This window comes from Rhodoferax sp. TH121 (assembly GCF_002251855.1).
Classification (GTDB): domain Bacteria; phylum Pseudomonadota; class Gammaproteobacteria; order Burkholderiales; family Burkholderiaceae_C; genus Allorhodoferax.
This window is the reverse complement of the sequence record NZ_NOXW01000020.1, coordinates 423,076-448,703: the sequence shown is the minus strand read 5'-3', so window position 1 is coordinate 448,703 and position 25,628 is coordinate 423,076. Positions and strand designations below refer to the sequence as shown.

General features: G+C 60.2%; 24 protein-coding genes and 1 tRNA gene. 14 read left to right on the top strand and 11 right to left on the bottom strand.

What is annotated here, in order from left to right; translation table 11 throughout:
- The gene (locus tag CHU94_RS08050; protein WP_094478535.1) at positions 1 to 1,011 is read left to right on the top strand and encodes a tyrosine-type recombinase/integrase; all 1,011 of its coding nucleotides are present in this window, start codon (positions 1 to 3) and stop codon (positions 1,009 to 1,011) included.
- A gap of 219 nt (positions 1,012 to 1,230) precedes the next feature.
- Here the strand turns inward: CHU94_RS08050 and CHU94_RS08045 are convergent.
- A tRNA-Pro gene (locus tag CHU94_RS08045) sits at positions 1,231 to 1,307 on the bottom strand.
- A gap of 115 nt (positions 1,308 to 1,422) precedes the next feature.
- Between CHU94_RS08045 and aat the strand changes: the two genes are divergently transcribed.
- From aat to CHU94_RS08030, 3 genes are read left to right on the top strand one after another with little or no spacing between them, the layout of a single operon-like run.
- Positions 1,423 to 2,130: a leucyl/phenylalanyl-tRNA--protein transferase gene (gene aat, locus CHU94_RS08040; protein ID WP_094478533.1), complete on the top strand. Its 708-nt coding sequence runs from the start codon at positions 1,423 to 1,425 to the stop codon at positions 2,128 to 2,130.
- Positions 2,131 to 2,142: 12 nt separating this feature from the next.
- Positions 2,143 to 2,949, top strand: a complete 807-nt coding sequence (locus CHU94_RS08035; protein WP_094478531.1) for an arginyltransferase — start codon at positions 2,143 to 2,145, stop codon at positions 2,947 to 2,949.
- A 20-nt stretch (positions 2,950 to 2,969) separates the two neighbouring features.
- On the top strand, positions 2,970 to 3,755 hold the full coding sequence (locus CHU94_RS08030) for an IclR family transcriptional regulator (protein WP_094478529.1): 786 nt from the start codon (positions 2,970 to 2,972) through the stop codon (positions 3,753 to 3,755).
- Positions 3,756 to 3,767: 12 nt separating this feature from the next.
- On the opposite strand, the gene pbpG is transcribed toward CHU94_RS08030, so the two are convergent.
- From pbpG to CHU94_RS08000, 6 genes are all read right to left on the bottom strand, one after another.
- Entirely contained in the window at positions 3,768 to 4,769 is a 1,002-nt protein-coding gene (gene pbpG / locus CHU94_RS08025) for a D-alanyl-D-alanine endopeptidase (protein WP_255033882.1), read from the bottom strand.
- 185 nt (positions 4,770 to 4,954) lie between these two features.
- Positions 4,955 to 6,493, bottom strand: a complete 1,539-nt coding sequence (locus CHU94_RS08020) for a 2-isopropylmalate synthase (protein WP_094478525.1) — start codon at positions 6,491 to 6,493, stop codon at positions 4,955 to 4,957.
- A 23-nt stretch (positions 6,494 to 6,516) separates the two neighbouring features.
- On the bottom strand, positions 6,517 to 7,362 hold the full coding sequence (pssA, locus tag CHU94_RS08015; RefSeq protein ID WP_094478523.1) for a CDP-diacylglycerol--serine O-phosphatidyltransferase: 846 nt from the start codon (positions 7,360 to 7,362) through the stop codon (positions 6,517 to 6,519).
- Positions 7,363 to 7,523: 161 nt separating this feature from the next.
- The gene (ilvC, locus tag CHU94_RS08010) at positions 7,524 to 8,540 is read right to left on the bottom strand and encodes a ketol-acid reductoisomerase (RefSeq protein WP_094478521.1); all 1,017 of its coding nucleotides are present in this window, start codon (positions 8,538 to 8,540) and stop codon (positions 7,524 to 7,526) included.
- Between the two features lie 128 nt (positions 8,541 to 8,668).
- Positions 8,669 to 9,160 carry an acetolactate synthase small subunit gene (gene ilvN, locus CHU94_RS08005; protein ID WP_094478519.1) on the bottom strand — a complete coding sequence of 164 codons (492 nt, stop codon included), beginning with the start codon at positions 9,158 to 9,160 and terminating at the stop codon, positions 8,669 to 8,671.
- A 137-nt stretch (positions 9,161 to 9,297) separates the two neighbouring features.
- Complete coding sequence (locus tag CHU94_RS08000) at positions 9,298 to 11,085, bottom strand: acetolactate synthase 3 catalytic subunit (protein WP_094478517.1); 1,788 nt, start codon at positions 11,083 to 11,085, stop codon at positions 9,298 to 9,300.
- Positions 11,086 to 11,355: 270 nt separating this feature from the next.
- Between CHU94_RS08000 and CHU94_RS07995 the strand changes: the two genes are divergently transcribed.
- From CHU94_RS07995 to CHU94_RS07970, 6 genes are read left to right on the top strand one after another with little or no spacing between them, the layout of a single operon-like run.
- Positions 11,356 to 11,922, top strand: a complete 567-nt coding sequence (locus CHU94_RS07995) for an RNA polymerase sigma factor (protein WP_094479330.1) — start codon at positions 11,356 to 11,358, stop codon at positions 11,920 to 11,922.
- A complete protein-coding gene (locus CHU94_RS07990) occupies positions 11,919 to 12,353 on the top strand; it encodes a DUF3619 family protein (RefSeq protein ID WP_094478515.1) in 435 nt (144 codons plus the stop codon). Before CHU94_RS07995 ends, CHU94_RS07990 begins: the two co-directional genes overlap by 4 nt.
- Before the next feature lie 25 nt (positions 12,354 to 12,378).
- Complete coding sequence (locus tag CHU94_RS07985; RefSeq protein ID WP_094478513.1) at positions 12,379 to 13,002, top strand: DUF3106 domain-containing protein; 624 nt, start codon at positions 12,379 to 12,381, stop codon at positions 13,000 to 13,002.
- 58 nt (positions 13,003 to 13,060) lie between these two features.
- Positions 13,061 to 13,594 (top strand): RDD family protein, encoded by a 534-nt coding sequence (locus CHU94_RS07980; protein WP_094478511.1) that lies wholly within the window; start codon positions 13,061 to 13,063, stop codon positions 13,592 to 13,594.
- Between the two features lie 18 nt (positions 13,595 to 13,612).
- Positions 13,613 to 14,020 carry a diacylglycerol kinase gene (locus tag CHU94_RS07975; protein WP_094478509.1) on the top strand — a complete coding sequence of 136 codons (408 nt, stop codon included), beginning with the start codon at positions 13,613 to 13,615 and terminating at the stop codon, positions 14,018 to 14,020.
- On the top strand, positions 14,017 to 14,604 hold the full coding sequence (locus CHU94_RS07970; RefSeq protein ID WP_094478507.1) for a TIGR00730 family Rossman fold protein: 588 nt from the start codon (positions 14,017 to 14,019) through the stop codon (positions 14,602 to 14,604). The genes CHU94_RS07975 and CHU94_RS07970 overlap by 4 nt, the downstream gene beginning before the upstream one ends.
- A 22-nt stretch (positions 14,605 to 14,626) precedes the next feature.
- Here CHU94_RS07970 and CHU94_RS07965 read toward each other — a convergent pair whose 3' ends face one another.
- On the bottom strand, positions 14,627 to 14,965 hold the full coding sequence (locus CHU94_RS07965; protein ID WP_094478505.1) for a P-II family nitrogen regulator: 339 nt from the start codon (positions 14,963 to 14,965) through the stop codon (positions 14,627 to 14,629).
- Positions 14,966 to 15,002: 37 nt separating this feature from the next.
- Positions 15,003 to 16,679: an NAD+ synthase gene (locus CHU94_RS07960; protein ID WP_094478503.1), complete on the bottom strand. Its 1,677-nt coding sequence runs from the start codon at positions 16,677 to 16,679 to the stop codon at positions 15,003 to 15,005.
- A gap of 74 nt (positions 16,680 to 16,753) precedes the next feature.
- Between CHU94_RS07960 and CHU94_RS07955 the strand changes: the two genes are divergently transcribed.
- Positions 16,754 to 17,950 (top strand): GNAT family N-acetyltransferase, encoded by a 1,197-nt coding sequence (locus tag CHU94_RS07955; RefSeq protein WP_094478501.1) that lies wholly within the window; start codon positions 16,754 to 16,756, stop codon positions 17,948 to 17,950.
- Positions 17,951 to 17,959: 9 nt separating this feature from the next.
- Here the strand turns inward: CHU94_RS07955 and CHU94_RS07950 are convergent, their stop codons facing one another.
- Positions 17,960 to 20,026, bottom strand: coding sequence for a methyl-accepting chemotaxis protein (locus CHU94_RS07950; RefSeq protein ID WP_094479328.1), 2,067 nt, complete (start codon positions 20,024 to 20,026; stop codon positions 17,960 to 17,962).
- Between the two features lie 187 nt (positions 20,027 to 20,213).
- On the opposite strand from CHU94_RS07950, the gene CHU94_RS07945 reads away from it, so the two are divergent.
- Both CHU94_RS07945 and CHU94_RS07940 read left to right on the top strand, forming a co-directional pair.
- Positions 20,214 to 21,776, top strand: a complete 1,563-nt coding sequence (locus CHU94_RS07945) for a wax ester/triacylglycerol synthase family O-acyltransferase (protein ID WP_094478499.1) — start codon at positions 20,214 to 20,216, stop codon at positions 21,774 to 21,776.
- 14 nt (positions 21,777 to 21,790) lie between these two features.
- The gene (locus CHU94_RS07940) at positions 21,791 to 22,585 is read left to right on the top strand and encodes a triacylglycerol lipase (protein ID WP_094478497.1); all 795 of its coding nucleotides are present in this window, start codon (positions 21,791 to 21,793) and stop codon (positions 22,583 to 22,585) included.
- A 147-nt stretch (positions 22,586 to 22,732) separates the two neighbouring features.
- Here the strand turns inward: CHU94_RS07940 and ppa are convergent, their stop codons facing one another.
- Positions 22,733 to 23,269, bottom strand: coding sequence for an inorganic diphosphatase (gene ppa, locus CHU94_RS07935; protein WP_094478495.1), 537 nt, complete (start codon positions 23,267 to 23,269; stop codon positions 22,733 to 22,735).
- 243 nt (positions 23,270 to 23,512) lie between these two features.
- Between ppa and CHU94_RS07930 the strand changes: the two genes are divergently transcribed.
- The gene (locus CHU94_RS07930; RefSeq protein ID WP_094478493.1) at positions 23,513 to 25,576 is read left to right on the top strand and encodes a sodium-translocating pyrophosphatase; all 2,064 of its coding nucleotides are present in this window, start codon (positions 23,513 to 23,515) and stop codon (positions 25,574 to 25,576) included.
- Positions 25,577 to 25,628 lie beyond the last annotated feature (52 nt).

Genomic DNA, 25,628 nt, shown 5'->3' with positions numbered 1-25,628 from the left:
ATGCAAGGATTTCGCGCAAGGGTTCAAAAGTCGGGGAAGACCTACTACTATTTCGACAAGGGCGGCAAACCCCGGCGCGAGATCCCACTTGGGCCGGATTACGTCCTTGCCGTCAAGAAGTGGGCTGACCTGACCAGCGAGCTCCACAAAGGGGAGGAAGTCTCCACCTTCATAGAGCTGGCCACCAGGTACGAGCGGGAGGTTTTGCCCACCAAGGCCAAGAGCACCCAATCCACCCAGCGGGGCGACATCAAGAAGCTGAGAGAGTTTTTCAGCAATCCCACCCCTGCCCCGCTGAACCAGATCAAGCCCAAGCACATCCACATGCTGCTGGAGTATCACAAGAAGACCCCCACCACGGCCAACCGGCTCAAGCGGGTTTTCAGCCACATGTTCAACACCGCCAGGGCATGGGGCTACACCGAGAACGAGAACCCGGTCAAAGGCATTGAGGGCTACACCCTGGACAGGCGCGAGGTCTACATTGATGACAAGGTGTTTGCCGCGGTCTACGAGGCCGGAAGCCAGTCGCTCAGGGATTCGATGGACTTGGCATACCTCACCGGCCAGCGCCCGAGCGACACCCTGCGCATGGATGACAGCCAGTTGGTAGACGGCGCCATGGTCATCAAACAGGGCAAGACCGGCGCCAGGCTGCGCATCAAGATCGAAGGCAAGCTGGCCGAGGTGCTGGAACGGATCGCCGCGCGCAAGGCGGGCCACAAGTTGCACTGCTCAAGCCTGACGGTGAACCAGCACGGCAAGCCCATGACCAAACAGACCTTGCGCAAGCAGTTTGAGGCGGCACGGGAGCAGGCTGCAAAGACCCACCCCAAACTGGCCGCCCAGATCGCGGCAATGTGGTTCTATGACCTGCGCGCCAAGGCCGCAGACGACACCGCCGAAACACGTGGCGAACAGGCCGCAGCCGATCTACTTGGGCATGACAGTGTGACGACCACCCAGCAGCACTATCTGCGCAAAGGCCGGCTGGTGAGCCCCACAAAGTGACGAAAACCCGCTCCGCAGGCGTGCAGAGGCCAACGAATCCAATGGGTTTGAATGCTGATTAAACGTACAGTTTTGCGGAGCGGGAATACGTCCGAGAGGCGCGTCAGTGCTGGATTTTCCAACCACCTTAGAAGGCTGTTGCTCTATCCAACTGAGCTACGGACAGAAAGAACAAAGGCCCCTCAGTCACGACACTATGGGGCCTTTGTTTTGGAATGGTGGTCGGCGTACAAGGATTCGAACCTTGGACCCCCTGCTCCCAAAGCAGGTGCGCTACCAGGCTGCGCTACACGCCGACAGCTGGTATTCTAACCTGTGAAGCTGGCCTGCTTCGCCCCGACGCCCCAATTAATTGCCATTTTCTGCACCTTGTCCCCTCGTACACCCACCTTGCCCTGGTTAGAGCCCGGAATGCCCTTCCCTGATACAGGCTCGGCCTGGGGTCCAGAGAGCGACGCCCCAGGCCTGCTGGCTGCGGGCGGAGACCTCTCTCACACCACACTGCAAGCGGCCTACAGCCAAGCGGTGTTTCCGTGGTTCAGTGAGGGGCAGCCCATTCTTTGGTGGAGCCCCGACCCCCGCATGGTGCTGCGGGTGGACGAATTTCGGCTACATCGCTCACTGCGCAGAACCTTGCAAACTTTTCTGCGAACCCCAGGCTGCGAGGTACGCATGGACACGGCGTTTGGCGAGGTAATTCGGGCCTGCGCCGAATCCTCACGCCGCGGGCAAGCCGGAACCTGGATCGTCGACGCGATGGTGACTGCGTACTGCAAGCTGCACGCGCAGGGCCTGGCACACAGCGTGGAAACCTGGCGCGATGGCGCACTGGTGGGCGGACTGTACTGCGTCAACCTGGGGCAAGCGGTGTTCGGCGAGTCCATGTTCATGCGGCAAACCGACGCCTCCAAAATTGCGCTGGCCGCGCTCATCGCGTTCTGCAGGCAGGCGGGCATCACAATGGTGGATTGCCAGCAAAATACGCCCCACCTCGCATCACTGGGCGCGCGCGAGATGCCACGCGCAGACTTTGTGCGCCATGTGGGCCAGGCCTGCAACGCCAGCGCCCCCGACTGGACCTTCAGCCCTCTATACTGGCGTGAACTTTTGTCTGCCTGATGCCATGCCTCCATGACAGACCTGACTGACCTCCCACTCCAGGCGCTGCAGTTTTATGCCACTGCGCCCTATGACTGTAGTTATTTGCCAGAGCGCCAGGCGCGGTCGCAAGTCGCCACCCCCAGCCACCTGATTGACAACACGGCGTATTCCGGTCTGGTGGCCAAAGGCTTTCGGCGCAGCGGCATGTTCACTTACCGCCCATATTGCGACGGCTGCCAGGCCTGCACGCCTCTGCGTGTGCTTACACAGAGCTTTACCCCCACCCGCAGCCAGCGCCGGGCCTGGAAGCAACATGGCCAGCTCGAGGCCCGGGTTCTGAAGCTGGGGTATGTGGCCGAGCACTACGCGCTGTACTTGCGCTACCAAACCAGCCGCCATGCCGGTGGTGGCATGGACGAGGACAGCGTGGATCAGTACGTCCAGTTTTTGCTGCAAAGCCGGGTGAACTCGCGCTTGGTCGAGTTTCGGGAGCCGTCCGGAACAGATGCACCCGGCGAACTCAAGATGGTGTCCATCCTCGATGTACTGGACGATGGCCTATCCGCGGTCTACACCTTTTTTGCCCCTGATGCCCATGCCAGCTACGGCACCTTCAATGTGCTGTGGCAACTGGCCCAAGCCAAACGGCTGGGCTTGCCCCATGTCTACCTGGGCTACTGGATCGAGCAAAGCCCCAAGATGCGCTACAAATCCCTCTTCCGTCCCTATGAACTGCTCCACAACGGACGCTGGCAATCGGGCGCGGCAGACTCGGAACTTGCAAATGCGTCTGACGGACACCACAGGCCAGGCTCTGCAGGACCAGCAGGGGGTTAACATTGGGTGAGTAACCGACTATGACCAAAAAAGACCTCGACCCGCCCAATACCCCTACGGTGCAAGTGATTGAACGGATGTTCACTCTGATTGACGTGCTGGCCTCCCGTGAGGATGCGATTCCCCTGAAGGAAATCAGCGAAAAGGCAGGTTTACACCCATCAACCACCCACCGAATCCTTAACGACTTGGTAGCGGGGCGTTTTGTGGACCGGCCGCAGTCAGGCAGTTACCGGCTGGGGATGCGTTTGCTGGAACTGGGCAATTTGGTCAAAGCACGTCTGAATGTCCGCGATGCCGCATTGATTCCCATGCGCGAGTTGCACAAGCTGACCCAGCAACCGGTCAACCTAAGCATGCGCCAGGGCGACGAGATCATTTATGTGGAGCGCGCTTACAGCGAGCGGTCTGGCATGCAGGTGGTACGGGCGATAGGTGGCCGCGCTCCGCTACACCTGACCTCGGTCGGAAAACTATTTCTGGCGGCAGATGACCCACAGCGCACACGTGCTTACGCCACACGTACGGGCCTGCAAGGCCACACAAAAAACAGCATCACGGACTTGGAGACTTTGGAACGAGAACTTTCCAAAGTGCGTCAATATGGCCAGGCCAGCGACAACGAAGAGTTGGAATTGGGTGTGCGCTGCATGGCTGCAGGCATCTATGACGACCAAGCCAAGTTGGTGGCTGGTTTGTCTATTTCGGCACCGTCAGGCCGCCTGGAAGAAGACTGGCTCCCCAAATTGCAGGACACCGCACGGCAGATCTCAGAAACGCTGGGCTACCGCGGCCACCGGAAATAAAACTGAGGACTTTTAGCCGCGGCGTGCGTGCTCGCGGCTGGCCAAAGGCGCTGCACGCACAGAAGGTGAATGGTTGGATTCCACCCACTTACGCACCCGCTCAGCATCACCGATGCGACTGAGCTTGCCTGCAGAATCCAAAAACACCATGATCAATTTGCGACCCGCCACCTTGGCCTGCATCACCAAGCACTGACCCGCTTCGGTGATGTAGCCGGTCTTTTGGAGACCGATGTCCCACGACGGATTTTTGACCAAGCGATTGGTGTTGTTGTACTGCAGTGTGCGATTGCCAACCGCCACTTGGTGGCCGGTAGAGGTGGACAACTCGCGCAACACAGGGTCACTGTGGGCATAGTTCACCAAGGTGGCCAAATCTTTGGCGCTGGACTGGTTTTTGCTGGACAAACCGGTCGGCTCAACATAGCGGGTGTCCTGCATGCCCATCAGCTTAGCCTTGATGTTCATCTGGTTGACAAACAACTGCAGTCCGCCAGGGAAAGTGCGACCCAAAGCATGCGCAGCACGATTCTCGCTGGCCATCAAAGCCAAATGCAGCAACTCCCCCCGACTCAACTCAGTACCAACGCGCAACCGCGATGAGCTACCCTTCTCGGTATCCACGTCGGCCTGGGTAATGGTGATCATTTCATCCATCGGCAACTGGGCCTCGCTGATCAACACACCGGTCATCAGCTTGGTGATGGAGGCGATGGGCAACACAGCAGACTCGTTTTTGCTGAACAAGACCTCGTTGGTATCTTGGTCCACCACGAGCGCTACGCTGGACCTGAGATCCAATTCGTCCTGCATGCCATGCAGACCAGCCAATTGGCCGTAGGAGGGACGCGGCGGCGCAACAGCAACGACCTTGCGGACGGTCTTGGGTCGAGCCGTTTTTTTGACCGCTGCTTTTTTGGCCAAAGATTTTTTGGCCAAAGATTTTTTGGCTACTGTTTGGGTGGCACTCGTCTTCTTGCGCTGGGCGGCCGACCCATCTTGTGGCAAAAACATGCAAGCAGCCACCAAGCCGCCGACACAAAGTTGCATAAGTCTGCGTTTCAACATAAGTCCTTCCAGAAGTAGGGAAACATGAATTTCCCTACGCACCCAACAGTTATGGACACAGTTTAAACAGAAAACTTATGTTAGATCAACAACTTGCGGGGCAAACCTCAAGAATATTTTGAGTCAGGGGCTCATCCTTGGGCGGCGACCCGGTCGGACTTGCTTTGCAGCTTGTTCAAGGCACTCAAATAGGCCTTGGCCGAAGCCACCACGATGTCAGGGTCCGATCCCACGCCATTAACCACACGGCCACTGTTCTGCAAGCGCACTGTCACCTCGCCTTGGCTTTCGGTGGATCCGCTGATGGCGTTCACCGAGTACAGCACCATCTCCGCTCCACTTTGCACGTGGGCTTCGATCGCTTTCAGGGAAGCATCCACCGGCCCATTGCCATCCGAATTGCTTTTGACCTCTTTGCCCGCCACCGTAAACACCACTGCAGCATGCGGGCGCTCGCCGGTCTCGCTGTGCTGCGACAGCGACACGAAGCTGTACTGCTCCTTGTCCAGCGTCACGCTGTCGTCACTGACCAGCGCCAAGATATCCTCATCAAAAATATCGCTCTTGCGGTCGGCCAGCTCCTTGAAGCGCGCGAAAGCCGCGTTGATTTCGGCTTCGCTCTCCAGCTGAACACCCAGCTCCTGCAGGCGTTGTTTGAAGGCGTTGCGCCCACTGAGCTTGCCCAACACGATCTTGTTCGCAGTCCAACCCACGTCTTCGGCACGCATGATTTCGTAGGTATCGCGTGCCTTAAGCACACCGTCTTGGTGAATGCCAGACGCGTGGGCAAACGCATTTGCCCCCACTACGGCCTTGTTGGGTTGCACCACGAAACCCGTGGTTTGGCTCACCATGCGGCTGGCAGCCAGGATATGGGTTGCATCAACCCCCAAGTCCAAACCGAAGTAGTCGCGACGCGTCTTCACGGCCATCACAATTTCCTCAAGACTGCAGTTGCCGGCACGCTCTCCCAGACCATTGATCGTGCACTCCACCTGGCGAGCGCCGCCGATCTTGACACCCGCCAAAGAATTGGCCACCGCCATGCCCAAGTCATTGTGACAATGCACGGACCAGATGGCCTTATCGGAATTGGGAATCCGTTCGCGCAGCGTCTTGATGAAATTGCCGTACAACTCAGGAATCGCATAGCCCACGGTGTCCGGCACATTGATGGTGGTTGCACCTTCGGCGATCACCGCCTCCAGCACACGACACAGAAAATCTACATCGCTTCGGTAACCGTCTTCGGGACTGAATTCAATATCGGCCACCAGATTGCGCGCAAAACGTACGGACCGCTTGGCCTGCTCCAAGACCTGCTCTGGGGTCATGCGCAGCTTCTTCTCCATGTGCAATGGTGAAGTGGCGATAAAAGTGTGAATACGTGCGCTATTCGCGCCCTTGAGGGCCTCGGCCGCACGCGAGATGTCCCGATCATTAGCGCGAGACAAGGAGCAGATGGTGGAGTCCTTGATAGTGTTGGCAATCAGCTGCACCGCTTCAAAATCACCATTCGAGCTGGCAGCAAAACCAGCCTCGATGACGTCCACCTTCAAGCGCTCCAGCTGGCGCGCAATGCGCAGCTTCTCGTCGCGAGTCATGGACGCACCGGGCGACTGCTCGCCATCGCGCAAGGTTGTGTCAAAAATAATCAGTTTGTCTGCCATACCGCTACTCCTCATTCTTTCATTCACATGTGTAAGCCGCGCTCTTCGGGCTCGTCGGTGGAGGTGCTGATCACACTGGTGCGTACACCACGTGCACGCCGCACGGCATACACCACGTACCCACTTAGGCCATACACCACAAACACGCCAAACATCACGGTTGGCGGATCAATGTTGATGACGGCAATGCCCAGCGCAATCATCACGATCACAGCAAACGGCACGCTCTTCTTCATGCTGACATCCTTGAAACTGTAGAAGGGCACATTCGTAACCATGGTGAGACCGGCATACAGGGCCAGCACAAACATCACCCACGGCACGGACAAGGCAAGTGCCCCCAACTCCAGCACACCAGTGCCCTTCAGGCCATTCTCGGTCAGCAACCAAATAAACCCGGCAACCAATGCCGCCGCCGCGGGTGAGGGCAAGCCCTGGAAGTAGCGCTTGTCCACCACAGTCGTATTCACATTGAAGCGCGCCAGCCGCAGTGCGGCGCAGGCACAGTACACAAAGGCGGCAATCCAGCCCCAGCGCCCCAGGCCTTGCAAGGCCCACACATAGGAAATAATGGCTGGCGCTGCACCGAAGGACACCATGTCAGACAGCGAATCCATTTGCTCACCAAACGCACTCTGCGTGTTGGTCATACGTGCCACACGGCCATCCAAACTATCCAGCACCATTGCGCAAAAAATGCCCACGGCTGCTTGGTCGAAACGACCATTAATGGCCATCACAATGGCATAAAAGCCACCAAACAAAGCCGCCAGCGTAAACAGATTGGGCAACACATAAATGCCCTTGCGCCGCTTGCGAATGACAACGCCTTCCGGGCTGTTGTCCTTTAAATCAGAACCGTCATGCATAGTTTCTCCTTGATCGCTGCCAAGCATTCCAGGCCCCATTGACCCAGGAAGGCTTCACGCCACCAACATATGCCAGTGTAAGGCAGCCCAAGCGTGCAAAAGCACATGTCCCATAAAAGGAAAAGGCCACCGAAGTGGCCTTTTCACCTATCACGCGAGTATCAGTTGCGAGTCTGGTCGACCAACTTGTTCTTCGCAATCCAGGGCATCATGGCGCGCAACTGGGCACCCACTTTTTCGATGGAGTGCTCAGCCGTCAGACGGCGGCGTGCGGTCATGCTGGGGTAGCCGGTACGGCCTTCCAGAATGAACATCTTTGCGTACTCGCCAGTCTGGATACGCTTGAGGGCGTTGCGCATGGCCACGCGGGATTCTGCGTTAATCACTTCTGGGCCGGTCACATACTCACCGTACTCCGCATTGTTGGAGATGGAGTAGTTCATGTTGCCGATGCCGCCTTCGTAGATCAGGTCCACGATGAGCTTGAGCTCGTGCAGGCATTCGAAGTAGGCCATTTCGGGAGCGTAGCCAGCTTCCACAAGGGTTTCGTAACCCATCTTGATCAGCTCGACAGCGCCGCCGCACAGCACGGCTTGCTCGCCGAACAAGTCGGTTTCAGTTTCTTCCTTGAAGTTGGTCTCGATGATGCCGGCCTTGCCGCCACCGTTGGCCATGGCGTAGCTCAGGGCCAGATCACGGGCTTTGCCGGACTTGTCCTGGTGCACGGCCACCAGATGGGGCACGCCGCCGCCCTGGGTGTAGGTATTGCGCACGGTATGGCCGGGGGCCTTGGGAGCCACCATCCACACGTCCAGATCGGCACGGGGCACGACCTGGTTGTAGTGCACGTTGAAACCGTGGGCAAAGGCCAGCGAAGCGCCTTGCTTGATGTTGGGTTCCACGTTGTTCTTGTACACGGCTGCGATGTCTTCATCGGGCAGCAGGATCATGACCACGTCCGCAGCCTTGACCGCGTCGTTCACTTCCAGAACATTCAGACCAGCCTTGCCAACCTTGTCCCAGGAAGCACCACCCTTGCGCAGACCGACCACAACCTTCACGCCGCTGTCGTTCAGGTTTTGAGCATGTGCGTGGCCTTGGGAACCGTAGCCAATGATGGCCACGGTCTTGCCCTTGATCAGGCTCAGATCACAATCTTTGTCGTAAAAAACTTTCATCACTTCTCTCCTAAAAATGGTTTGGCGAAATGCCCTTCGACAGGCTCAGGGCGAACGATGTACGTTGATCGCCACAGCAAGGTCCGTTCGCGTTGAGCCTATCGAAACGCGCGCTCGGACCTGACAAACTAAACCCGCAGGATTCTCTCACCCCGGCCAATACCGCTGGAACCGGTGCGCACCGTTTCCAGAATCGCCGCACGCTCGATGGCTTCGAGGAATGCGTCGTTCTTGGACTGATCGCCTGTGAGTTCAATGGTGTAGCTTTTCTCGGTGACGTCGATGATGCGGCCGCGAAAGATATCCGCCATGCGCTTCATCTCTTCACGCTCCTTGCCCACCGCACGCACCTTGACCATCATGAGTTCACGCTCGATGTAGGCGCCTTCGGTGAGGTCCACCACCTTGACGACCTCGATGAGGCGGTTCAGGTGCTTGGTGATCTGCTCGATCACGTCATCCGAACCCGTTGTCTGGATGGTCATGCGCGACAGACTAGCGTCTTCCGTGGGAGCCACTGTCAGGGATTCAATGTTGTAACCACGGGCCGAGAACAGGCCAACCACGCGGGAAAGAGCGCCGGGCTCGTTCTCCAGCAAAACTGCAATGATGTGTTTCATGAAAAGTGATTCCTCTTTTCGCTGCCCTCCCCGTACGGCGGTAACCGTACGGCTCGGCAGACAATAGATTCATTCAAAAATGATAGCTGCTCGCGCACATTCCATGCGGGTTAGGCCATCAAAACGATCAGAATGGGTTAGAGATCCTCCGCGCCCAGCAGCATCTCGGTGATGCCCTTGCCGGCCTGCACCATGGGGAACACGTTCTCCGTGGGGTCGGTCCGGAAGTCCATGAACACCGTGCGGTCCTTGAGCTTGCGGGCCTCGCGCAATGCCGGCTCGACGTCTTCTGGACGTTCGATCAGCATGCCGACGTGGCCATAAGCCTCTGCCAGCTTCACAAAGTTGGGCAACGCGTCCATGTAGCTGTGGCTGTAGCGGCCCTCGTACTCCACCTCTTGCCACTGGCGCACCATGCCCAAATAGCGGTTGTTCAGGGAGCAGATCTTGATCGGCGTGTTGTACTGCAGGCAGGTGGACAGTTCCTGGATGTTCATCTGCACCGAGCCTTCACCGGTGATACAGAACACCTCGGCCTGCGGCTTGGCCAGCTTGATACCCATGGCGTAGGGAATGCCCACACCCATGGTGCCCAGACCACCGGAATTGATCCAACGGCGTGGTTCGTCAAACTTGTAGTACTGCGCAGCCCACATCTGGTGCTGGCCCACGTCGGACGTGATGTAGGTGTCGCCATCTTTGGTCATGTTCCACAGCGTTTCCACCACGTACTGGGGCTTGATGACGTCACCATTGCCCTTGCTGTACTTCATGCAGTCGCGCTTGCGCCAGCCTTCGATGGTATCCCACCAAGCGCCCAGGGCGTTGGAGTCAGGCTTGACGCTGCCTTCGCGGATCATGGAGATCATCTCGGTCAGCACGTCTTTCACGTCGCCCACGATCGGGATGTCGACTTTCACACGCTTGGAAATGCTGGAGGGATCAATGTCGATGTGAATGATCTTGCGTTCGTTTTGCGCAAAGTGCTTGGGGTTGCCGATCACGCGATCGTCAAACCGCGCGCCCACGGCCAGCAGCACGTCGCAGTTTTGCATGGCGTTGTTGGCTTCCACCGTGCCGTGCATGCCCAGCATGCCCAGGAACTTGGACGAGCTGGCCGGGTAGGCACCCAAACCCATCAATGTGTTCGTGCAGGGGTAACCCAGCATGTCCACCAACGTGCGCAATTCTTGCGACGCGTTGCTCAGGAGCACGCCGCCGCCAGTGTAGATGTAGGGGCGCTTGGCCGTCAGCAGCAGCTGCAGCGCCTTGCGGATCTGGCCGCCATGGCCTTTGCGCACCGGGTTGTAGGAGCGCATTTCTACGGTCTCGGGGTAGCCGTGGTACGGAACTTTTTTGAAGGACACGTCCTTGGGAATGTCCACCACCACAGGACCAGGACGACCACTGCGCGCGATATGGAAGGCCTTTTTCATGACCTCAGCCATGTCCTTGGCGTCCTTGACGAGGAAGTTGTGCTTCACGATCGGCCGGGTAATGCCGACGGTGTCGCATTCCTGGAAGGCGTCCAGACCGATGGCGTGCGTGGGGACTTGTCCGCTGATGATCACCATCGGAATGCTGTCCATATACGCCGTGGCAATGCCGGTCACCGCGTTGGTCAGGCCGGGGCCAGAGGTGACCAGGGCAACGCCTACGTCGCCGGTGGCACGGGCATAGCCGTCAGCCGCGTGGACGGCCGCCTGCTCGTGGCGGACCAGCACATGCTGAATGGTGTCTTGCTTGTAAAACGCGTCGTAAATATGTAGAACCGCGCCGCCGGGATAACCCCAGATGAACTTCACGTTCTCGGCCTGCAGGGCTTTGACCAACACCTCGGCACCGCGCAGCTCGGGCACTGTGGACGTTGCAGAAGATTTGGACGCAGAGGTTGCCGAAGCGATTTCAGCTTTTGTAATTTCCATGATGAACCTTTGTGAATTTCTCTAACGAAAAACCTTGGGTGCCCCTACGCAAACTCTTGTGGAGTCGTGTCGGGACTTGAGATCCAAGCCATGGACGCACCGAATATTGCGCCGGACCGGGACCCGTTTGCCTTTTGATTTGCATCCGCATTATCGCACCTGTTTGGAGGTGCCCCGAACCTACCCTGTTTCAGGGCGATGCAATGCCATAATCCGGGCGCGCCCAGCCCTGTTGGCGGCGACAAACCAGCACTCAAAGACCTCTACCGCTTGGCTACCGAACAAGAGTTGTCCGACTTTCTGAAAGGCGTCGAAGGCCGTGCCTTCAAACGCTCGGTCTACCACGTGCGCAACGAGCAAGCTGCGTTGGACATCGTGCAGGACAGCATGATGAAGCTGGCCGAACACTACGGACACAAGCCCATCGGCGAGCTTCCCATGCTGTTTCAGCGCATTCTGTCGAATTGCACCCTGGATTGGTTTCGTCGGCAAAAGACCTACAACGCTCTTTTTTCAACTATGGGGGACTTCGAGTCGTCCAACGAAGACGGGGACTTTGACCTGCTGGAAACCCTGCATTCAGAAAGCGTCCCGGAACAAAACGAAAGCTCGGAGACCCAACTGGAGCGGGCACAGACATTGCGAGCGATTGAAACAGAGATTTTGGAGCTTCCGGCGCGTCAACGCGAAGCCTTTTTAATGCGTTACTGGGAAGATATGGACGTCGCGGAGACGGCCGCCGCCATGGGATGCTCCCAAGGAAGTGTTAAAACACACTGCTCTCGGGCGGTACATGCCTTGGGTGCCGCCCTCAAGGCCAAGGGAATTCGACTATGACAGCCACACACCACGCCAACCACCGTATTGCCAGCCAAGACGAATTGGGTCGTGCGATTACAGCGCACCTCCAGGACGCGTCCCAGCAACTGCCCCACGACGTAAGCGAACGCCTCAAGGCGGCCCGTATGCTGGCGTTGGAAAAACGCCGCCAGGCCCAAATCCGGCTGGCATCTGCCGTTGTAGCGTCGGGCCCCTCTGCTGCGTTACAGCTCGGCGATGGTCTGCGCGGCAAGTGGCGCCTCATCGGCGCCTGGCTGCCCTTGCTGGCACTCGTTGCGGGCTTGGTAACCATTGATTTTGTGCAAGATGACTTCCGCGCCCAGGAAATTGCCGATGTGGATGTGGAGTTGCTCACTGACGACCTGCCTCCCGATGCATTTACTGACCCAGGCTTCGCCCAATTTTTGCGGCTGAACCGCTCCGAGTGATCCCCGACTGCCAGATTGATTCGCCATGCGCCAGCTTGCCCCACGCTCTACCCCCCTGATGCCTCTGGCACGCCGGGTGCTCGTGTGCCTCTTGGCAAGCTTTGCTCCCCTGCCCTTACTCGCACAGGCCCCAGTAACACCCCCCAAAGCCCTGAGCACACCTCTGATGGCGCTGGGCTGGCAAGACTTGAGCGCAGTACAACGACAATCGCTCAAACCCCTCGAAGCGACCTGGAGCACACTGAATGACGGGCACAAACGCAAATGGATTGCGCTGGCCCACAATTACCCCCAGTTGGCCCCGGCCGAACAAGTCAAAATGCATAACCGTATGGCTGAGTGGGCAGCCCTTAAGCCTCGTGCACGGGAAATGGCACGACTGAACTTTGCAGAAGCCAAAAAAGTGGCCCCAGCGGAGCGTGCGTCGAACTGGGAGGCCTACCAGGCCCTGAGCCCCGAAGAGAAAAAAAATCTTGCCAAAAAGACCCCGGGCAAGCCTGCAGGTGCGGCAATTAGCGCCAAACCCGTACCGCCCAACAAGCTCACTCCTGTTCCTGTCACGAGGCTCTCGCCAGAGGCAGACCGCGCCAAGTTCACGGCCCAACAAGCCATAGATCCGAATACCCTGCTGCCTGTGATGGCGCCGTAAGCCACCAGCTTGTGCACTACGCGGGGAGATGTAGGCGCCCTCTCTACAATCGGGGCGTATGTCGCTCACCGAAACTTCGCCAGCCCATTCGTTGCCGTCTCTGTCCTTAAACGCTCCTAGCCTGCGGCGACGTATGGCGAGTTGGCTATACGAGTGCATCTTGCTGTTTGCAGTGGCGTTCCTCGCGACCTGGCTGTTTAGCACCTTGGGGCAAATGCGCAGCGGTATCGACCCGCGGCGCCCACTTCTGATCACTTTTCTTTTTGTCATTTTTGGCATTTATTTCGTCTGGTGCTGGGCCCATGGTCAAACACTCCCCATGAAGACGTGGAATATCCGGCTGGTGGACAGCAAAGGGCGCGCCGTCACGCAAGGTCGGGCATTGGGGCGCTATGTTCTGAGTTGGCTATGGTTTTTGCCACCGCTGGCCGCCGTTGCACCATTCCGACTTGGTGCACCAGAAATTTTTGTCATCGTGGCTGGCTGGATTGCCATCTGGGCCTTGTTGAGCCGCTTTCACCCCCAACGTCAGTTCTGGCACGATGCACTCGCCGGCACCCGCCTGGTGACTTCCCTGCCCTTGAGCCGCTAGGGCACCTTCTTTCCCCCCATGGAACCTACCTTGTCGTCTGCTGACACCCCGGTCAACCCGCAAAAAGAACGCACCGGCCTGAACCGCATGTGGCACGCCTTTGGCTACTCGCTCGCCGGCCTGCGTGCGGGTTGGGGTGAAACTGCCTTTCGCCAGGAATGCATCGCGGCGTTTGTGCTGGTACCTCTCGCCTTCTGGTTGGGTAGCAACTGGGTCGAAGTGGCCCTGCTGGCCGGCAGCGTGGTGCTGCTGATGGTGGTGGAGTTGCTGAACACCGCCATCGAAACTGCCATCGACCGCGTGGGCCCCGAGTGGCACGACCTCTCCAAACGCGCCAAGGACATGGGCAGCGCCGCCGTGCTGCTGAGCCTGCTGGTCTGTGCGGGCATCTGGCTGGCGGCGCTGGGCCAGCGCTTTCTGGCATGAGCACCCCGGCTTTCTCCCTCTGCGTCTACTGCGGCTCGCGCCCCGGCGCGGACCCCGCCTATATGGAAGTGGCCCGCGAAGTGGGCCGCTGGATTGCTGCACACGGTGGCCAACTGGTCTATGGCGGCGGGCATAACGGCCTCATGGGTGCGGTGGCGGATGCCACGCTGCAGGCGGGTGGCCGCGTGGTGGGCATCATCCCGCAGGCGCTGGTGGACAAGGAATGGGCCCACCGGGGCTGCACCGAATTGCATGTGGTAGACACCATGCATGACCGCAAGCGCATGATGGCCGAGCGGGCCGATGCCTTTTTAGCGCTGCCTGGCGGCATTGGCACGCTGGAAGAACTATTTGAAGTCTGGACTTGGCGACAGCTGGCCTACCATGACAAGCCCATCGGCCTCCTCAATACGGCGGGCTATTACCAGGGGCTCATGGATTTCATGCGTACCAGCGTCTCCCAGGGCTTTCTGGGGGACTGGCAAATGGGACTGGTGCAGATGGAAGATACGCCGCAGGCGCTTCTTCCAGAACTGGTACAGGCCGCCGGTATGGCACCTGGTACGCGGCTGGAGCAGATCTGAGCCTGCTCCGCAGCGGGATGGCTTAAACGGCCGACTCGTCCTGCTCGCCGGTGCGGATACGGATCACGCGTTCCACGCTGGTCACGAAAATCTTGCCATCGCCAATCTTGCCGGTATGAGCTGCCTTGACGATGGCGTCCACGCAGCGGTCCACATCTTCAGTCTTCACGACCACTTCCACCTTCACCTTGGGCAGAAAGTCCACCACGTACTCGGCGCCACGATAAAGCTCGGTGTGGCCCTTTTGGCGGCCAAAGCCTTTCACCTCGGTCACGGTCAGGCCGGTTACGCCGCAGTCAGCCAGGGCTTCACGCACTTCTTCGAGCTTGAACGGTTTAACGACGGCGGTGATTTGTTTCATGATCTTGTCTCTTGCAATGCGGTGATGGGATCGGCCCTCAGGCCCGGAACTTACTGGTAATAGGATAACGCCAATCCTTGCCAAAGCTGCGGTGCGTGACGCGGATACCCACAGGCGCCTGGCGGCGTTTGTACTCGTTGATCTTGATGAGGCGGGTTACCTTTTCCACGTCGGCCGGGGCAAAGCCTGCGGCAATGATGGATTCAATGCTCTCGTCGTTCTCCATGTAGCGTTCCAGAATCGCGTCCAGCACCTCGTAGGGCGGCAGGCTGTCCTGGTCTTTCTGGTCGGGGCGCAGCTCGGCGCTAGGCGGGCGGGTGATGATGCGCTCGGGAATGGGCGCACTGCCCGTGCCATACGGATCATGCTGATTGCGCCAGCGGCAGAGCTTGAACACCGTGGTCTTGGCCAGGTCTTTGATGACGGCAAAGCCGCCCGCCATGTCGCCATACAAAGTGCAGTAACCCGTCGCCATCTCGCTCTTGTTGCCCGTGGTCAGCACGATGCTGCCGAACTTGTTGGACAGCGCCATCAGCAGCGTGCCGCGGATGCGGGCCTGGATGTTCTCTTCCGTCGTGTCCTCGGCGCGCCCCACAAAGTGCGATGCCAAGGATGCCTTGAAGGCTTCGAACTCGGGCACGATGGAAATCTCGTCGTAGCGCACGCCCAGGCGGGCCGCCATGTCTCGCGCGTCGATCCAGCTGATGTCGGCCGTGTAGGGCGAGGGCATCATCACCGCACGCACCTTGTCCTTGCCAATGGCGTCCACCGCCACGGCCAGCACCAGGGCGGAGTCGATACCGCCAGACAAACCCAGCAGCGCGCCGGGGAATCCGTTTTTGCCGATGTAGTCACGCACGCCCAGCACCAGCGCATCCCACAGGTCGGCCTCAGGGCTGCGTTCCGGCTCTACCGTCGCTACGATTTTCATAGCTTTATGCGCACGTTCCACAAGGGCTACAAACAGATTTTCCTTAAAACTGGGAGCGCGGCCGACCACCGAGCCATCGGCGTTGAGGGCGAACGAGTGGCCCTCAAACACCACCTCGTCTTGCCCGCCCACCAGGTGGGCGTAGACCAGCGGCAGGCCCGTCGCCTGGCAGCGCTGGGCCATCATGGCCTCGCGCTCGTAGCCCTTGCCCACATGGAAGGGCGAGGCGTTGATGACGGCCAGCAGCTCGGCACCCGCTTCTTTGGCCAGGCGTGCGGGCTCCTCGAACCAAGCATCTTCACAGATCAACAGACCGACTTTGACCGCATTCGCGCCCTCACCTGCCGTGAATACGCAGACGCCGTTGCCGGGCGTGAAATAGCGGCGCTCGTCGAACACCTGGTAGTTGGGCAGTTCGCGCTTGGCATAGGTGGCGACGACTTGGCCTTCGCGCAGCACGCTGGCAGCGTTGTGGCGCTGCTGCACGGCCACGGAGCGCGTGCGACTGTCGCCTCCCATGGGGTGGCCCACCACCACGCTCAGGCCCTTTAACCCGGCGAGCTGCTGGGCCACGGCTTTCACGGCATCATCGCAGGCGCGGATGAAAGCGGGCCGCAGAAACAAGTCTTCGGCCGCATAGCCGCAAATGGAGAGTTCGGGGGTCAGCAGCAGGCGCGCGCCGTCCGCGTACGCTTGCTTCGCCGCATCGACGATCTTTTTGACGTTGCCATCCAGATCGCCGACGATGAAATTGAGTTGTGCCACGCACAGTGAAAGAGTCATGAACCAGCCAGTCGTTGTTCACAGCCGCGCCGCGGGCGCAGCCATCGCGCTAACCCTTGAGAAGAAGGCGCTCCATGGGTGAAGCCAATTATGTCATTGGGGTCCACGCCTCCGTGCACGGCGTGGGCGCCGCCGCCTGGGACGCACTGCTGGCGGCGCAGGCCCAGCCCAGCCCCTTCATGCGCCACGCCTACCTGGCTGCCATGGAGGACAGCGGCAGCGCCAGCCCTGGCACTGGCTGGGCGCCGCACTGCATCACGCTGCACCTGGATAACACGCTGCAAGCCGCCTGCATGGTGTATCTGAAAAGCCATTCCTACGGCGAATACGTATTTGACTGGGCTTGGGCAAGTGCCTACCAGCAGCACGGCCTGCCCTACTACCCCAAGGCGGTAATTGCGGTGCCGTTCACGCCGGTGCCGGGTGCACGTCTGCTGGCCCGCAATGCGGAGGCACGGTCTGCGCTGCTGCGGGCGGTGGTGGCGTGGTGTGAAGACGTGAGCGCTTCCTCTCTGCACACGTTGTTTGCGAGTGACGATGATGTGCAGGCGAGCGAAGCCCAGGACCTAATGCTGCGCCATACGGTGCAATTCCACTGGAAAAACACCAGCCCCGGCTACACCGACTTCGACGCCTTCCTCGCTAGCTTGGCGCAGGACAAGCGCAAGAAAATCCGCCAGGAGCGGCGCAAGGTGGCCGAGGCCGGCGTGACCTTCCGCCACGCCCAGGGCACCGAGATTTCAGACGCCGACTGGGACTTCTTCTACCGCTGCTACGAGCGTACCTACCTGGAGCACGGCAACCCGCCCTACCTGAACCGTGACTTCTTCACCCGAATGGCCCGCACCATGTCGGAGAACTGGTTGCTGTTTGTAGCCGAGCGCCATGGCCGCCCCGTTGCTAGTAGTTTGATAGCTATTGGCGCATATTCCACGCGGTCTAGAGGCCAAAACGACACTGAAATCACCCGCGTGGCCTATGGCCGCTACTGGGGTGCGTTGGAGCCGGTGGACTGCCTGCACTTCGAGGCCTGCTACTACCAGCCCCTGCAGTGGTGCATCGCAAACGGCTACCAGCGCTTTGAGGGCGGCGCCCAAGGCGAGCACAAGATGGCACGGGCGCTGATGCCCGTCAAGACCACCAGCACCCACTGGCTGGCGCACCCGGCCTTTGCCGATGCCGTGGCCCGCTTTCTGGAGCGCGAAGGCGAAGGCATTGGCCACTACCTGGACGACCTGGGCCAGCGCACGCCATTCAGGCAACCGGCCTGATCTTCACACTCAGAAGGTTTCCCAGTCGTCGTCCCCGCCCTTGGGGGTGACCTTGGTGCTGGTCTTGGGCACCACGGTGGTGGGCGGATAGGCCGCCGCGGGCGGAGCGGGGGGTGCCTTCGGCTTGGCGGCCGGTTTGGATGCGTGGACTGCGGCAGGCTTGGCGTCGCCACGGCGCTCCAGCCCTTTGAACGATGCCGCCTGAGGCGCGCTGGATCGCACCTGCGCAGGCGGCATATGGCCGACGCCATGGCCGGAGGATTCGTTGCCGAGCTTGAACACCGCCACCACCTGCACCAATTCTTGCGCCTGCGACTTGAGACTGGAAGCTGCGGCCGCCATCTGCTCCACCAATGCCGCGTTCTGCTGCGTAGTCTGATCCATGGACGTCACCGCCTCGCCGACCTGGGCCACGCCGGCGCTTTGCTCGCTACTGGCCGCACTGATCTCGCCCATGATGTCGGTCACCCGGCGAATGCTGCTGACCACCTCGGTCATGGTCTCGCCAGCCTTGTCCACCAGTGTGGTGCCCTGCTCCACGCGCTCCACGCTGGCGCCAATCAATGTTTTGATTTCCTTGGCGGCTTCTGCCGAGCGCCCAGCCAGCGAACGCACCTCAGACGCCACCACGGCAAAGCCGCGTCCCTGCTCACCGGCGCGTGCCGCCTCCACCGCCGCATTGAGGGCCAGGATGTTGGTTTGGAAGGCAATCCCGTCGATCACACTGATGATGTCGGCAATCTTGCGCGAGGCCTCGTTGATGCCTTTCATGGTTTCGACCACTTGGCCTACGACCTCGCCGCCCTGGATGGCAACCCTGGAGGCATTCAGGGCCAACTGGTTGGCTTGGGAAGCCGAGTCGGCGTTTTGTTTGACCGTGGAGCCCAGTTCTTCCATGCTGGCCGCAGTCTCCTCCAGCGCACTGGCCTGCTGCTCGGTGCGCGCACTAAGGTCGTTATTGCCTTGGGCAATTTCGGCACTGGCATTGGCCACACTGTCCGCGCTGGTGCGCACTTGGCGCAGCACACCCTGGGTTTTCTCCACAAACTGGTTAAAGCCTGTGGCAATCGCGGCTAGCTCGTCATTACCGGCCGTGGGAATACGCTGTGTCAGATCGCCCTCGCCGGAGCCGATGTCTTGCATGGCGTTGCGCAGCACGACCAATCGGCCCAGCTGTTTGCTCAGGAGGGTACCGATCACCAGCACAGCAACCACGGCAATGGCCACGCTCCAGGCCGCGGCCGACCACACCAAGGCCGTGACACCGCGCATGGCCTCGGCCCGATTCAGCGCCACCAGCAGAATCCAGTTGCTGCCGGGGATGGGCTCGGCATACACCAGACGACTCTCACCGCGTATGGTGACATCGCGCAGAGCTGCCGCGCTAACCAGTGCATCCAGCCCGCCACCGCCCAAGCTGGGGGCTATGTCGGTGATGGGCTTCATGGCCAGCGCCGTGTCCTCATGCACCACGATCTTGCCGTCCTTTGCAACAATCAGCCCGTAGGTGCCCGGCGTGGGGCGAATCGACGCCACATTGCGCACCACACCATCCATGAAAACGTCGAGCGCGGTCACAGCCGCAAGCTGACCACCCGTCTTCACCGCAGAGGCAAAGGTAATCACCAGTTTTTTGGTACCTGCGTCCAAGTACGGATCGGTCACTACCGGCCCGGACTCTTTGGCGGCCAACTGGTACCAAGGGCGTGAGGTAGGGTCGTAATCGGGAGGCAGCTCTTGTGGGCTGGAGAAGGCCGTGCGTTTGTCAGCAAAGCCGATGTAGGCCGTGTCCACATCTCCGGCGATCTTGGCCTGCTGCAAGTATTTAATGGGGTCAGCCTCGGGCACCGCCCCCGCGAAAGAGAGAACCACTTGCTTGCGCGCACTGACCCAGTCCCCCACACCCGCTGCGTGTGAATGCGACAGGGCGCGGGTTTGGTTGTCCAGCGATTCCAAAGCATGGATGCGCGCCGTGTACACATTGGTTGCCGACAAGACCAGCAAACCGGCGGCGACTAGCAGCCCCACGGTTGCCACAATTTTCCCGCGCAGGGAGGTTAGTACGCCAAGTTTCATGCTGCTGCTCCAATCTGGATCCACCATGAACCACACGCTCCGCGCATGGTCTCCAACGACTTGCAATTCATGATACACGCGCACCTGCAGCGTGTGAACTGAAATCAGCGGGTTCAGCAGGCCCTTGGCAAACCCTAGCTGGCAGCGGCTTGGCACGCTGCTACGCTGTCCTTAGGAGAAACCCACCATGCATACCCTCAGCGGCCTGGATGCCACCTTCCTGTATCTGGAGACCCCTGAAATGCCCATGCATGTGGGCTCGTTCTGTCTGTACGAACTGCCCGACACCCCACGCTTCAGCCTGCACAGGGCCATCACTGCCCATATCGGTCAGCGGCTGCACTTGGCGGCCGTGTTCACACGCAAATTGGGCTTCATGCCCTTGGACCTGGGCCACCCGGTGTGGCTGCCGGCCGATACAGTGGACCTGGGTTTCCATATCCGCAAGGTCAAGGGCCGCGCGCTACCGCTGGCACAGGCCCAAGCGATGGCGGCCAAGCTACACAGCGGCCTGATTGAGCGCAGCCGCCCGCTGTGGGAGTTCCATGTGTTTGACCGCGTGCTGTGCCCCGATGGCAGCGTGTGCGGCGCCCTGTATTCCAAGATTCACCACGCCACACTGGATGGCAAGGCCGGCACCATCCTCACGCAGGCCATGATGGACGTGGGCCCAACGCCACGCCCTGTGCCCCCGCCTAGCGAGAAACCGCCCAAGGTGCAAAGTCTGAAAGTAGCCCAGATGCTGGGCGCGGTGTTCTCCAACTCTTTGGCCCAGTACGCCAAGCTGGCACGCACCCTGCCCCAGGCTGCGCAAGCACTGGGCAGCACAGTGGCGAAGCAATCGCTACAGGGCCGGGGTAGCGGCTTGCGCCCCAAGTCGCCCCTCACGCTGGCCCCCATGACCGACTTCAACGTGGCGGTGGGCACCGCACGTAGCTTTGGCACCGCCAGCATTCCGTTTGCTGACTGCCGCGCCATGGCCCAGGCAGCAGGAGGCTCCTTCAACGACATCGTGCTATGGATTTGTGCCACCGCGCTGCGGGATTACCTGGCCCAGCACGGCAGCATTCCGCGCAAGCCCCTGCTAGCAGCCATGCCAGTGAGCCTGCGCGACGAGGGCAATACCGACTACAGCACTCAAGCGTCCATGACGGTGGTGGCACTGGGTACACACCTGGCGCAGCCACTCAAGCGCCTGCAAGCCATCATGGACTCCACGGCCAAGGTAAAGAGCGCCTTGCCCCAGCTCAAGAGCATGCTGCCTACCGATTACCCCTCGCTCTTGGCGCCCTGGATTGTGGGCGGTGTGGCCAAGGCTGCTTTCAAGACCTATAGTGCGACCGGCCTCTCGCACCGTCTTCCTATGGTTGCTAACCTGATCATCAGCAATGTCCCGGGGCCGCGCGTGCCGCTTTACCTGGCCGGCGCACGCATGCGTACCTTCCACCCCATGTCCATTGTGGTCCACGGCATTGCGCTCAACATCACGGTGCAGACCTACGCCGGCAGCGTGGACTTTGGTGTGGTTGCGGACGCCAAGGCCGTACCTGCCGTGCAGGACCTGACCCAGGCACTGGTGGCTGCGTTTGAGGAAGGCCGTGCGCTTCTGGGCGGAGCGCCTGCAGCGGCACCAGTCGCGAGCGCGACAAAAAAACAGAGTACCCCAACTAAAGCCATCCGGGCCAAAGCCCCGAAAGCTGCTACTGTCACAACCCCGACCCTCCGCAAGCGTGCGGCCCGCGCCGCCTGAGCCCTGATCTGACTATGGCCAAAGCCACCAAGAAAGCCCCCCCGGACCACCACCCCGCCCCGAACGCCTGGCTCATGGCCCTGGAACTGCGCGCCCCTTGGGAGCTGTGGTCGGTGCTTCCCAGCTGGCCTGCGCTCGCAAAGGCACCAGTGGGCGACGGACACCCAGTCATTGTGTTTCCCGGCCTGTCGGCCAGCGACGGCTCTACCTTGCCGCTACGGGCCTACCTCAACAACCTGGGCTATGACATCTCGGGCTGGAACCAGGGCTACAACTTTGGCCCCCGTGCCGGTGTGCTGGAGACCGCCAAGCGCCAGGTGCGGGAGACGGCAGAGGCCAGCGGTGAGGCCGTGAGCCTGGTGGGCTGGAGCCTGGGCGGCGTGTATGCACGTGAACTGGCCAAGGAACTGCCCCGGCATGTACGCAGCGTCATCACTCTGGGCACGCCGTTTTCAGGCTCACACAAAAGCACCAATGCCTGGCGCCTGTATGAGCTCACCAGTGGCCGCAGCATTGCGCAAGAGGTCGAAAATTTTGACCTGCCCGCGGCTCCGCCCGTGCCCACCACATCCATCTACTCGCGCACCGATGGCGTGGTGGCCTGGCCCTCCAGCCTGCAAGCGCCCTGCCAAAACAACCCGCATACCGAAAACGTGGAAGTGTTTGCCAGCCACATCGGTCTGGGCCTGAACCCCAGCGCCTGGTGGGTGGTGGCGGACCGGCTGGCCCAGGCAGCGGGCCAATGGAAGCCATTTGAACGTGCGGGCAAGTTGCAGCAGTGGGTGTTTCCCGACCCCACACGGCCCTGAGCAAGGCTAAGCACACGGTTCCAGCTGCCCACAAACACCAAGAGCGCTGCCCCTTGCAAGGCTAGCGCTCTTTTATTGATAGCTGCTCACGCAGCATTCATAAGGGCTAGATGCCTATTTGACATCTAAACTTCATCGCAAGCCGGCTCAGGCCTGTTGCTTGTTGTAGTTGGCGATGCCGTCCATGATTTCCTTCTGGGCGGCTTCAGGGCCTTCCCAGCCTTGCACCTTGACCCATTTGCCTTCTTCCAGATCTTTGTAGTGTTCAAAGAAGTGGGCAATGGTCTTGAGGCGGAAGGGGTTCAGATCTTCGGGCTTCTTCCACTGGCTGTAGAGCGACAGGATTTTGTCCACGGGCACGGCCAGCACCTTGCCGTCTTCACCGGCTTCGTCGGTCATCTTCAAAATACCGATCGCGCGGCAGGGCACCACCACACCGGGAATCAGGGGCACGGGGGTGATCACCAGCACGTCCACCGGGTCGCCGTCGCCCGAAATGGTCTTGGGTACGTAACCGTAGTTGGTCGGGTAGTGCATGGCAGTACTCATGAAACGGTCCACAAAAATGGCGCCCGAGTCCTTGTCCACTTCGTACTTCACCGGATCGGCGTTCATGGGGATTTCGATGATGACGTTGAACGCGTCGGGGACTTTGCTGCCGGGGGTGACTTTGTCGAGGGACATGCTTTTCTCTTGGTGTTGAAAGTAGGAAATGGGAACCCTAAGGGGAAACCTAGGGATTAACCCGGATTTTACTGACTACACACTTTCGTTTTCGACGTGCTGTCATCAAAGCACGCTACATTCGGCCCGTTGGCCAATCATCTCCCCTTGCTTTGTAGGGTTGGAGCACTGAGGAAGCAACGCAGCGGGAGCCTCGCTAGCGTTGCTCCCACCTTTGCGAAACAACCATAGAGGAGTATTTCTATGACGGGCAACACAGCGCTGTTTCTGGCGCTTGGCTGTGGACTGATCGCCGTGGTGTACGGTGTGTGGGCACGCAGCTGGATTCTTTCCCAAGACGCCGGCAATGCGCGCATGCAAGAGATTGCAGCCGCCATCCAGACCGGAGCCGCCGCCTACCTTTCACGTCAGTACAAGACCATCGCCATCGTGGGCGTGGTGCTGACGATTCTGATTGGCCTGTTTCTGGACCCACTGAGCGCCGTAGGCTTTGTGGTCGGTGCCGTGCTCTCCGGCGCCTGCGGCTTTATCGGCATGAATGTCTCGGTGCGCGCCAATGTGCGTACTGCGCAAGCGGCCACCAAGGGCATTGGCCCGGCGCTGGACGTGGCCTTTCGCGGCGGCGCCATCACCGGCATGCTGGTGGTGGGCTTGGGCCTGCTGGGTGTAACCGGTTTTTACTGGTTCCTGGTGCCCGATGGCGCCGTGACGGCTGCCAAGCTCAACCCGCTGATCGGCTTTGCCTTCGGCTCATCGCTGATTTCCATCTTCGCCCGTCTGGGCGGTGGCATCTTCACCAAGGGCGCCGACGTGGGCGCCGACCTGGTGGGCAAAGTGGAAGCCGGCATCCCCGAGGATGACCCACGCAACCCCGCCGTGATTGCCGACAACGTGGGCGACAACGTGGGCGACTGTGCAGGCATGGCCGCGGATCTGTTCGAAACCTATGCGGTGACACTGATTGCCACTATGGTTTTAGGAGCACTTCTCGCAAGTGCTGCGGGGGCTACCGCCGTTTTGTATCCCTTGGCACTGGGCGCGGCGTCGATCGTCGCGTCCATCATTGGCTGCTTCTTCGTCAAGGCCTCGCCGGGCATGAAGAACGTGATGCCAGCGCTGTACAAGGGCCTGGCGATTGCCGGTGTGCTGTCGCTGATTGCGTTTTACTTCGTGACGCAATCCATGTTCCCCGCCGCCATCACCTTGACCGACGGCCACGTCTTGTCCGCCGGCAGCCTGTTTGGCGCCTGCACCGTGGGCTTGGTGCTGACGGGTGCGCTGGTATGGATCACGGAGTACTACACCGGCACACAGTACGCGCCGGTGCAGCACATCGCCCAGGCTTCCACCACCGGCCACGGTACCAACATCATTGCCGGCCTGGGCGTCTCCATGCGCTCCACGGCCTGGCCGGTAATCTTTGTGTGCATCGCCATTTACACCGCTTACGCGCTGGCTGGCTTGTATGGCATTGCCATCGCAGCGACCTCCATGCTCAGCATGGCCGGCATCGTGGTAGCGCTGGACGCCTATGGCCCCATCACAGACAACGCGGGCGGCATCGCCGAGATGAGCGAACTGCCCGCCAGCGTGCGTGACATCACCGACCCGCTGGACGCCGTGGGTAACACTACCAAGGCCGTGACTAAGGGCTACGCCATCGGCTCTGCCGGCCTGGCCGCCCTGGTGCTGTTTGCCGACTACACGCACAAGCTCGAAGCCTACGGCAAGGTCATCAGTTTCGACCTGAGCGACCCCATGGTCATCATCGGCCTGTTCATCGGCGGCCTGATTCCCTACCTGTTTGGCGCCATGGCCATGGAAGCCGTGGGCCGCGCCGCAGGTTCGGTGGTGGTGGAAGTACGCCGCCAATTCAAAGAGATCAAGGGCATCATGGACGGCAGTGGCAAGCCGGAGTACGACACTGCGGTGGACATGCTGACCACTGCTGCGATCAAGGAAATGATGATTCCATCACTGCTGCCTGTGGTGGTACCCATTGTGGTCGGCCTCGCCCTGGGGCCTGCTGCATTGGGCGGCTTGTTGATGGGTACCATCGTGACCGGGCTGTTTGTAGCCATCTCCATGTGCACCGGCGGTGGCGCCTGGGACAACGCCAAAAAGTACATCGAAGACGGCCACCACGGTGGCAAAGGGTCGGAGACCCACAAGGCCGCTGTGACCGGTGATACCGTGGGTGACCCCTACAAGGACACGGCCGGGCCCGCTGTGAATCCGCTGATCAAGATCATCAACATCGTGGCACTGCTCATCGTGCCCCTGATGATGAAGCTGCATGGCGGCTAACCACTCACCAGTAAGGCGATGGCCCGCTTTGGCGGGCCATTTTTTTGGGTAG